The following is a 9,648-nucleotide window of genomic DNA, read 5'->3' as shown; positions in this document are numbered from 1 at the left end:
CGGAACGAGCGCCGCCGGCCGCGCCATCACGGTAACGATCGCGCAACACTCCGGAAACGAGCTCCGACCAGCACATTCGCTCGCGCGGATCGGTTCATCACCACCCCTGGACCCGCCCCCGCAATTGTCCGACGTTTGCCCCTCGGCGGCTCCGCGGCTACCGTGGTCGGCGGTCCTCACGGGCCCCGATGAACCGGTCAGCGCTCGCAAGGCGTCCCCCCAGGACGCGCTGCGATCGTACGGTCAACGGGAGTGGAGGCGGCCCCGAGGCCGCCTCGGACGCTCTCGCCTCCACCCCCTGCCGCGCTGAGCGGCGGGACGCACGCGGAGGCTCGACGCACGGCTGTCCCACGCTCCCGACCCGGCACCACGAGATGAGCGCAGGGCGTCGTCCCTGCGCGCCGACGGAGTGTACGTGCACCAGAACCAGCAGACCATCAGCGAGCCCCGGAGCGAGGCGGGCGCCGATCCGGCGACCCCCGCTCTCGAGGCCCGCCACCTCTTCAAGGTGTTCGGCCGGAAGCCCGACGAGGTCGTCCGCCGACTGAGCGAGGGCGCCGAGCGCGGCGAGCTCGCCGGACTCGGCACGGCCGCGGTGATCGACGCGTCCTTCACCGTGCGCCGCGGCGAGATCTACGTCGTGATGGGCCTCTCCGGCTCCGGGAAGTCCACCCTGATCCGCATGCTGAACGGGCTCCAGGAGCCCTCCGCGGGCGAGGTCCTGATCGAGGGCTCCACCTTCCCCGGCGTCTCCGAGGCGGAGCTACGCCGCGTGCGCCGCTCGTCGGTGTCGATGGTGTTCCAGCACTTCGCGCTCCTCCCGCACCGCACCGTGCTCGACAACGTCGCGTACCCGCTCGAGATCCAGGGCGTCCCCGCGGCCGAGCGCCGCGAGCGGGCGATGCTCGCGGTCGAGCGCGCCGGTCTCGCCGGCTGGCACGAGAAGATGCCCGACGAGCTCTCCGGCGGCATGCGCCAGCGCGTCGGCCTCGCCCGGGCGCTCGCCGCCGACACCGACATCGTGCTGATGGACGAGGCGTTCTCGGCACTCGACCCGCTGATCCGCCGCGAGATGCAGGAGCAGCTGATCGAGCTGCAGCACGAGCTCGGCAAGACCATCGTCTTCATCACGCACGACCTCAACGAGGCCATGTTCCTCGGCGACCGCATCGCGGTGATGCGCGACGGCCGCATCGTCCAGATCGGCACCCCGGAGGAGATCCTCACCGACCCGGCGAACGACTACGTCGCCCAGTTCGTGCAGGACGTCGACCGCGCCCGCGTGCTCACCGCCTCCGCCGTGATGGAGCCCGCCCGCTCCGTGGTCACCCTCGCGGCCGGTCCCCGCGCCGCGCTCCGGAGCATGCGCGACCTGCAGACCTCGGCCGCGTTCGTGGTCGGCGGCGGACGCCGCCTGCTGGGCACGGTCCGCGACCGCGACGTGATCGAGCAGGTGCGCCGGAGCACCGGCGACCTCTCGGCGGTCCTCGCCTCCGACGTCGTCACCGTCGGTCCGGACACCGCCCTCAGCGAGGTCATCGAGCCCGCCGTCGAGTCGGCGCTGCCGGTCGCCGTGGTCGACGCCGACGGGCGTCTGCTCGGAGCGATCCCGCGGGTGACCCTGCTCGCGGCGCTCGGCAACGTGCCCGCCCGCACCGGCGAGCACCCGGTGATCGAGCCGCCCGCCACCGTCTCGACCGAGGTCGTCACCGCGACCCTGCACGCGACCGGAGGCCCCGTCGAGGACGCCGTCCTCGCGGCGGACGGAGGTGCACGATGACCGATCTCGGCTTCCGCCTCCCGCTCGGCGCCCTCGCCGAGGGTGCCGTCGACGTCCTCACGCAGACCTTCCAGCCGGTCTTCGACCTGCTGCGCACCGTCTTCGGCGCCCTCTACTCCGGCGTCGACCTCGTCCTCGCGACACCGCCCTTCTGGGTGATCGTCGCCTTCCTCGCCGTACTGGCCTACGCCGTCCGCGGCTGGGTCTTCGCGGCCGGCACCGCCGTGGGGCTCCTGCTGATCGTGGGGGTCGACCAGTGGGAGAACGCGATGGACTCCCTCGCGCTGGTGCTCGTCGCGTCCGTGATCGCCATCGCGCTGAGCGTGCCGCTGGGCGTGCTCGCCGCGCGCAACCGCACGGCCTCCGCGGTCATCCGGCCCGTGCTCGATCTGATGCAGACGATGCCGGCCTTCGTCTACCTGATCCCCGCGCTGATCCTGTTCCGGGTCGGAGTGGTGCCGGGCATCGTCGCGACCATCGTGTTCGCGATGGCGCCGGGCGTCCGGCTCACCGAGCTGGGCATCCGCGGCGTCGACCCGGAGCTCGTCGAGGCGGGGGAGTCGTTCGGCTCCTCGAAGTGGCGGATCCTCCGCCAGATCCAGCTGCCGCTGGCGCTGCCCTCGATCCTGGCGGGCCTCAACCAGGTCATCATGCTCTCGCTCTCGATGGTCGTCATCGCGGGCATGGTCGGCGCCGGAGGGCTGGGCGGCGACGTCGTCGCGAGCCTCAACCGGATCGACGTCGCGCTCGGCTTCGAGGCGGGCATCTCCGTCGTGATCCTCGCGGTCGTCCTCGACCGGATGACCGGCGCGCTGGGCTCGCGCGCGCCGGCGAGGGTCGCCCGGGCGAAGAGCCGCCGCGCCGTCGGGGCGACCCGTTCGGCCGTCGGCGTCGTCTCGATCGGCCTGGTCGCGTCCCTCGGGGCCGCAACCCTCGCCGCTCCCGCCACCGCCGCCTCCGTCGACAACGGCGACCGCACCGACGTGACCGTCGCCGTGTTCCAGGGCTGGGACGAGGGGATCGCCGTCTCCGCTCTGTGGGAGGCGGTGCTCGAGGAGCAGGGCTACGACGTGACCCTGCAGAACGCCGACGTCGCCCCCGGCTTCCAGGGCCTCTCGACCGGCGACTACGACCTCGCCCTCGACACCTGGCTGCCGCTCACCCACGCCCGGTACGTCGAGCAGTACGGCGACTCGATCGTCGACCTGGGCGCGTGGAACGACGAGGCGAAGCTGACCATCGCGGTCAACGAGGACGCCCCGATCGACTCCCTCGAGGAGCTCGCCGCCGACCCGGGCGTCGTCGGGAACCGCCTGATCGGCATCGAGCCCGGCTCCGGTCTCAACAAGACGACGACCGAGGACGTCATCCCCGGCTACGGCCTGGAGGGGATGGACTACCTCACCTCGTCGACGCCGGCCATGCTCCAGGAGCTCTCGAGCGCGACCGCCGCGGGCGAGAACATCGCCGTCACGCTCTGGCGCCCGCACTGGGCCTACGACGCCTTCCCGGTCAAGGACCTCGAGGATCCGAAGGGCCTGCTCGGGCAGGCGGAGGGGATCCACTCCTTCGGCTCGGCCGCCTTGGACGCGGACTGTCCGACGATGAGCCGCTGGATCCGCGACTTCCGGATGGATTCGAAGACGCTCTATTCGCTCGAGAACGCGCTGTTCAACGACGGGGCCGACGACCGCTACGCCGCCCTCGCCGCGTGGATGGACGAGAACCGGGAGTACGTCGACACGCTGATCACCTGATCCGCCACCACGACGAAGGCCGAGAGGCCGGGCGGCCCCGGACCAGGGCTGTCCCGGCCTCTCGGCCTTCGTCGCGCAAGGGTCAGGCGGCGCTGACCCGGCGTCCCGCGGTGGCGCGGACGAGGAGGGTGACCACCAGCACCACGGCGGCGGCGACCAGCGCGGCGATCCCGGCGGGGACCGAGACGAGCTCGCCGGCGAAGCGGCCGACGGCGACCCAGGAGAGTCCCCAGACGAGCGAGAGCATCGGGGCGATGCGGCCGCGGCCGGTGACCGCGATCAGGAGTCCGACGAGCGCGGCGACGGCGAGGACGACGACCGCCCAGACCGCGGCGCCCGGACCGTCCGCGCTGCCGACTCCCGCGCCGACGAGCCCGGCGGTGATGTTCGCGGCCGTGGCCACGCACACCCAGCCGAGGTAGAGCCCGAAGGTGCCGTCCGTCACGATCGCGTCGACCACTCCGGCCGACCGGGTGGTCCGCAGGATCACGAAGATGCGCGCGAGCACGGCCAGCAGCAGGGCGATCACGACGACGCTGAGCGTCAGGAAGCCGGCCTGGACGACCAGGATCCACGCGGCGTTCAGGAGGAGGCTCGCGGCGGCCCAGTAGCCCAGCCGGCGGTGGCGGGTGCGGGTGGTCTGCGAGGGCAGGAACTGCCAGATCGCGTAGGCGATGAGGCCGGTGTAGATGACGCTCCAGATCGCGAAGGCGGGGCCGTCGGGAGCGATGGGGGTGGAGGACGCGGTCAGGGCGCCGCCGGCCGCGTTCTGGATCTGCGTGCCGCCCGCGGCGCCCGAGCCGATGAACGAGCCGATGAGGGCGAGCACCGCGCTCACGGCGACGACGACCTGGCGGATCCGGTCGGCGCGGTCGGGGGTTCGTGTGGCGGTCATGTCGCTCCTCCATTAGTCAGCTGGCTGAGTAATAAGAGTATCGCGATTCCGCTCCCCGTCCACTGGGGCTTGCGGCGCGGCCCCGGCCCTGGATGAGGGCCGGGGCCGGATCCTCAGGCTCGAGCGGTCGCGTACTGCTCGCGGATCACGGGGCGGTGGTCCGGCGCGGGCTCGGCCACCGAGGTGACGGTCCACGTCGGACGCGATCCGGTCAGCGCCCAGGCGGCCTGCACGGCGGCACCGTCGGCCACGTACTCGCCGGGCGTCGGCACCTGCACGGGCACGTCGAACACCTGCGAGGCCGCGAGCTGCACGGGATGACCATCGCCTCGACCACGCGGCCGAACCTCGCCCGCGCGGCGATCGAGGGCATGCTCTGCGGACTGGCCGACGGGCTCGACGCCGTTCGCGCGCAGGGAGTGGAGGCGCGGCGCATCCTCCTCATCGGCGGGGCCGCGCAGAACCGCGCCGTGCAGCTCGCGGCCTCGCAGGTGTTCGACGTGCCCGTGCAGGTGCCGACGCCCGGCGAGTACGTGGCCGACGGTGCCGCCGTGCAGGCCGCCTGGGCGCTGACCGGATCGCGTCCGACGTGGACCGTCACCTCGGTGGCCGAGCCCGCGCCGGACCACCGCCCCGTGATCCGCGAGCAGTACGCGACCGCTCGAGCCTGAGGATCCGGCCCCGGCCCTCATCCAGGGCCGGGGCCGCGCCGCAAGCCCCAGTGGACGGGGAGCGGAATCGCGATACTCTTATTACTCAGCCAGCTGACTAATGGAGGAGCGACATGACCGCCACACGAACCCCCGACCGCGCCGACCGGATCCGCCAGGTCGTCGTCGCCGTGAGCGCGGTGCTCGCCCTCATCGGCTCGTTCATCGGCTCGGGCGCCGCGGGCGGCACGCAGATCCAGAACGCGGCCGGCGGCGCCCTGACCGCGTCCTCCACCCCCATCGCTCCCGACGGCCCCGCCTTCGCGATCTGGAGCGTCATCTACACCGGCCTCATCGCCTACGCGATCTGGCAGTTCCTGCCCTCGCAGACCACCCGCACCCGCCACCGCCGGCTGGGCTACTGGGCCGCCGCGAGCCTCCTCCTGAACGCCGCGTGGATCCTGGTCGTCCAGGCCGGCTTCCTGACGCTCAGCGTCGTCGTGATCGCCCTGCTGCTGGCCGTGCTCGCGCGCATCTTCGTGATCCTGCGGACCACCCGGTCGGCCGGAGTGGTCGACGCGATCGTGACGGACGGCACCTTCGGGCTCTACCTCGGCTGGGTGTGCGTGGCCACGGCCGCGAACATCACCGCCGGGCTCGTCGGCGCGGGAGTCGGCAGCGCGGACGGTCCGGGCGCCGCGGTCTGGGCGGTCGTCGTCCTCGCCGTCGCCGCGCTCGTCGGACTCCTGATCGCGGTCACCGGCCGCGGCCGCATCGCCCCGATGCTCTCGCTCGTCTGGGGACTCTCCTGGGTCGCCGTCGGCCGCTTCGCCGGCGAGCTCGTCTCGGTCCCCGCCGGGATCGCCGCGCTGGTCGCCGCCGCCGTGGTGCTGGTGGTCACCCTCCTCGTCCGCGCCACCGCGGGACGCCGGGTCAGCGCCGCCTGACCCTTGCGCGACGAAGGCCGAGAGGCCGGGACAGCCCTGGTCCGGGGCCGCCCGGCCTCTCGGCCTTCGTCGTGGTGGCGGATCAGGTGATCAGCGTGTCGACGTACTCCCGGTTCTCGTCCATCCACGCGGCGAGGGCGGCGGAGCGGTCGTCGGCCCCGTCGTTGAACAGCGCGTTCTCGAGCGAGTAGAGCGTCTTCGAGTCCATCCGGAAGTCGCGGATCCAGCGGCTCATCGTCGGGTAGTCCGCGTCGAAGGCGGCCGAGCCGAAGGAGTGGATCCCCTCCGCCTGCCCGAGCAGGCCCTTCGGACCCTCGAGGTCCTTGACCGGCAAGGCGTCGTCGGCCCAGGGCGGGCGCCAGAGCGTGACGGCGATGTTCTCGCCCGCGGCGGTCGCGCTCGAGAGCTCCTGGAGCATGGCCGGCGTCGACGAGGTGAGGTAGTCCATCCCCTCCAGGCCGTAGCCGGGGATGACGTCCTCGGTCGTCGTCTTGTTGAGACCGGAGCCGGGCTCGATGCCGATCAGGCGGTTCCCGACGACGCCCGGGTCGGCGGCGAGCTCCTCGAGGGAGTCGATCGGGGCGTCCTCGTTGACCGCGATGGTCAGCTTCGCCTCGTCGTTCCACGCGCCCAGGTCGACGATCGAGTCGCCGTACTGCTCGACGTACCGGGCGTGGGTGAGCGGCAGCCAGGTGTCGAGGGCGAGGTCGTAGTCGCCGGTCGAGAGGCCCTGGAAGCCGGGGGCGACGTCGGCGTTCTGCAGGGTCACGTCGTAGCCCTGCTCCTCGAGCACCGCCTCCCACAGAGCGGAGACGGCGATCCCCTCGTCCCAGCCCTGGAACACGGCGACGGTCACGTCGGTGCGGTCGCCGTTGTCGACGGAGGCGGCGGTGGCGGGAGCGGCGAGGGTTGCGGCCCCGAGGGACGCGACCAGGCCGATCGAGACGACGCCGACGGCCGAACGGGTCGCCACGACGGCGCGGCGGTTCTTCGCCCGGGCGACCCTCGCCGGCGAGGGCGAGCCCAGAGCGCCGGTCATCCGGTCGAGGACGACCGCGAGGATCACGACGGAGATGCCCGCCTCGAAGCCGAGCGCGACGTCGATCCGGTTGAGGCTCGCGACGACGTCGCCGCCCAGCCCTCCGGCGCCGACCATGCCCGCGATGACGACCATCGAGAGCGAGAGCATGATGACCTGGTTGAGGCCCGCCAGGATCGAGGGCAGCGCCAGCGGCAGCTGGATCTGGCGGAGGATCCGCCACTTCGAGGAGCCGAACGACTACCCCGCCTCGACGAGCTCCGGGTCGACGCCGCGGATGCCCAGCTCGGTGAGCCGGACGCCCGGCGCCATCGCGAACACGATGGTCGCGACGATGCCCGGCACCACTCCGACCCGGAACAGGATCAGCGCGGGGATCAGGTAGACGAAGGCCGGCATCGTCTGCATCAGATCGAGCACGGGCCGGATGACCGCGGAGGCCGTGCGGTTGCGCGCGGCGAGCACGCCCAGCGGCACGCTCAGCGCGATGGCGATCACGGACGCGACGAGCACCAGCGCGAGGGAGTCCATCGCGTTCTCCCACTGGTCGACCCCCACGATCAGCAGGAGCCCCACGGCGGTGCCGGCCGCGAAGACCCAGCCGCGGACGGCGTAGGCCAGTACGGCGAGGAAGGCGACGATCACCCAGAAGGGCGGTGTCGCGAGGACGAGGTCGACGCCGGAGTAGAGGGCGCCGAAGACGGTGCGCAGCAGGTCGAAGACCGGCTGGAAGGTCTGCGTGAGGACGTCGACGGCACCCTCGGCGAGGGCGCCGAGCGGGAGGCGGAAGCCGAGATCGGTCATCGTGCACCTCCGTCCGCCGCGAGGACGGCGTCCTCGACGGGGCCTCCGGTCGCGTGCAGGGTCGCGGTGACGACCTCGGTCGAGACGGTGGCGGGCGGCTCGATCACCGGGTGCTCGCCGGTGCGGGCGGGCACGTTGCCGAGCGCCGCGAGCAGGGTCACCCGTGGTATCGCTCCGAGCACACGCGCGTTGGAGTCGACCACGGCGACCGGCAGCGCCGACTCGACGGCGGGCTCGATGACCTCGCTGAGGGCGGTGTCCGGACCGACGGTGACGACGTCGGAGGCGAGGACCGCCGAGAGGTCGCCGGTGCTCCGGCGCACCTGCTCGATCACGTCGCGGTCGCGGACCGTGCCCAGCAGGCGGCGTCCGCCGCCGACCACGAACGCGGCCGAGGTCTGCAGGTCGCGCATGCTCCGGAGCGCGGCGCGGGGACCGGCCGCGAGGGTGACCACGGAGCGGGCGGGCTCCATCACGGCGGAGGCGGTGAGCACGCGGGCGCGGTCGACGTCCTGCACGAACTGGGCGACGTAGTCGTTCGCCGGGTCGGTGAGGATCTCCTCCGGGGTGCCGATCTGGACGATGCGGCCGTCGCGCATCACCGCGATGCGGTCGCCGAGGAACATGGCCTCGTTGAGGTCGTGCGTGATGAAGACGATGGTCTTGCCGAGCTCGTGCTGCAGCTCGATCAGCTGCTCCTGCATCTCGCGGCGGATCAGCGGGTCGAGTGCCGAGAACGCCTCGTCCATCAGCACGATGTCGGTGTCGGCGGCGAGCGCCCGGGCGAGGCCGACGCGCTGGCGCATGCCGCCGGAGAGCTCGTCGGGCATCTTCTCGTGCCAGCCGGCGAGACCGGCGCGCTCGACCGCGAGCATCGCCCGCTCGCGGCGCTCGGCCGCGGGGACGCCCTGGATCTCGAGCGGGTACGCGACGTTGTCGAGCAGGGTGCGGGGCGGGAGGAGCGGGAAGTGCTGGAGCACCATCGGCACCGACGAGCGGCGCACGCGGCTTAGCTCCGTCTCGGAGACGCCGGTGATGGTGGAGACCTCGATCAGGACTTCGCCCGCGGAGGGCTCCTGGAGCCCGTTCAGCATGCGGATCAGGGTGGACTTCCCGGAGCCGGAGAGGCCCATCACGACGTAGATCTCGCCGCGGCGCACGGTGAAGGACGCGTCGATCACCGCGGCCGTGCCGAGTCCGGCGAGCTCGCCGCGGTCGGCGCCCTCGCTCAGTCGGCGGACGACCTCGTCGGGCTTCCGGCCGAACACCTTGAAGAGGTGGCGGGCCTCGAGAGCGGGGGTCGCCGGATCGGCGCCCGCCTCGCTCCGGGGCTCGCTGATGGTCTGCTGGTTCTGGTGCACGTACACTCCGTCGGCGCGCAGGGACGACGCCCTGCGCTCATCTCGTGGTGCCGGGTCGGGAGCGTGGGACAGCCGTGCGTCGAGCCTCCGCGTGCGTCCCGCCGCTCAGCGCGGCAGGGGGTGGAGGCGAGAGCGTCCGAGGCGGCCTCGGGGCCGCCTCCACTCCCGTTGACCGTACGATCGCGGCGCGTCCTGGGGGGACGCCGTGCGAGCGCGGACCGGTTCATCGGGGCCCGTGAGGACCGCCGACCACGGTAGCCGCGGAGCCGCCGAGGGGCAAACGTCGGACAATTGCGGGGGCGGGTCCAGGGGTGGTGATGAACCGATCCGCGCGAGCGAATGTGCTGGTCGGAGCTCGTTTCCGGAGTGTTGCGCGATCGTTACCGTGATGGCGCGGCCGGCGGCGCTCGTTCCG

The 9,648-nt window shown here is 72.6% G+C and carries 7 protein-coding genes and 2 pseudogenes; 4 read left to right on the top strand and 5 right to left on the bottom strand.

The features are described from left to right. Positions 1-415: 415 nt before the first annotated feature. Both C5C27_RS15245 and C5C27_RS18780 read left to right on the top strand, forming a co-directional pair. Complete coding sequence (locus C5C27_RS15245) at positions 416-1,780, top strand: glycine betaine/L-proline ABC transporter ATP-binding protein (RefSeq protein ID WP_258066801.1); 1,365 nt, start codon at positions 416-418, stop codon at positions 1,778-1,780. Beyond that, a complete protein-coding gene (locus C5C27_RS18780) occupies positions 1,777-3,537 on the top strand; it encodes an ABC transporter permease/substrate binding protein (protein WP_104314824.1) in 1,761 nt (586 codons plus the stop codon). The genes C5C27_RS15245 and C5C27_RS18780 overlap by 4 nt, the downstream gene beginning before the upstream one ends. Positions 3,538-3,619: 82 nt before the next feature. Here the strand turns inward: C5C27_RS18780 and C5C27_RS15235 are convergent, their stop codons facing one another. Further along, a complete protein-coding gene (locus C5C27_RS15235; RefSeq protein ID WP_104314822.1) occupies positions 3,620-4,432 on the bottom strand; it encodes a tryptophan-rich sensory protein in 813 nt (270 codons plus the stop codon). Between the two features lie 113 nt (positions 4,433-4,545). Beyond that, the gene (locus tag C5C27_RS18660) at positions 4,546-4,746 is read right to left on the bottom strand and encodes a hypothetical protein (protein ID WP_374955284.1); all 201 of its coding nucleotides are present in this window, start codon (positions 4,744-4,746) and stop codon (positions 4,546-4,548) included. On the opposite strand from C5C27_RS18660, the pseudogene C5C27_RS18655 reads away from it, so the two are divergent. Together C5C27_RS18655 and C5C27_RS15225 are read left to right on the top strand one after the other, a co-directional pair. Next, positions 4,741-5,103 (top strand): annotated as a pseudogene (locus C5C27_RS18655) (FGGY-family carbohydrate kinase); the annotation flags it as partial. The gene C5C27_RS18660 and the pseudogene C5C27_RS18655 overlap by 6 nt on opposite strands. Before the next feature lie 113 nt (positions 5,104-5,216). Beyond that, entirely contained in the window at positions 5,217-6,029 is an 813-nt protein-coding gene (locus C5C27_RS15225) for a tryptophan-rich sensory protein (protein ID WP_104314822.1), read from the top strand. Positions 6,030-6,111: 82 nt separating this feature from the next. On the opposite strand, the gene C5C27_RS18650 is transcribed toward C5C27_RS15225, so the two are convergent. The 3 genes and pseudogenes from C5C27_RS18650 to C5C27_RS15210 all read right to left on the bottom strand — a co-directional run bounded on the left by C5C27_RS18650 (position 6,112) and on the right by C5C27_RS15210 (position 9,233). Further along, positions 6,112-7,068 carry a glycine betaine ABC transporter substrate-binding protein gene (locus tag C5C27_RS18650; protein WP_104314826.1) on the bottom strand — a complete coding sequence of 319 codons (957 nt, stop codon included), beginning with the start codon at positions 7,066-7,068 and terminating at the stop codon, positions 6,112-6,114. Positions 7,069-7,113: 45 nt separating this feature from the next. Beyond that, positions 7,114-7,872: pseudogene (locus C5C27_RS18645) on the bottom strand (ABC transporter permease); the annotation flags it as partial. Beyond that, positions 7,869-9,233, bottom strand: a complete 1,365-nt coding sequence (locus tag C5C27_RS15210) for a glycine betaine/L-proline ABC transporter ATP-binding protein (RefSeq protein ID WP_258066800.1) — start codon at positions 9,231-9,233, stop codon at positions 7,869-7,871. The gene C5C27_RS15210 and the pseudogene C5C27_RS18645, both read right to left, overlap by 4 nt. Between the last annotated feature and the right edge of the window lie 415 nt (positions 9,234-9,648).

The sequence above is a fragment of the Rathayibacter sp. AY2B7 genome, from assembly GCF_002931635.1.
In the GTDB taxonomy this organism is placed as follows: Bacteria; Actinomycetota; Actinomycetes; order Actinomycetales; family Microbacteriaceae; genus Rathayibacter.
This window is presented reverse-complemented; position numbering and strand designations above follow the sequence as displayed.

Bases quoted from the DNA above. Each gene is read 5' to 3' on its own strand.
- C5C27_RS18650 (WP_104314826.1), bottom strand. From the start codon at position 7,068: ATGACCGGCGCTCTGGGCTCGCCCTCGCCGGCGAGGGTCGCCCGGGCG.
- C5C27_RS15225 (WP_104314822.1), top strand. From the start codon at position 5,217: ATGACCGCCACACGAACCCCCGACCGCGCCGACCGGATCCGCCAGGTC.
- C5C27_RS18780 (WP_104314824.1), top strand. From the start codon at position 1,777: ATGACCGATCTCGGCTTCCGCCTCCCGCTCGGCGCCCTCGCCGAGGGT.
- C5C27_RS15235 (WP_104314822.1), bottom strand. From the start codon at position 4,432: ATGACCGCCACACGAACCCCCGACCGCGCCGACCGGATCCGCCAGGTC.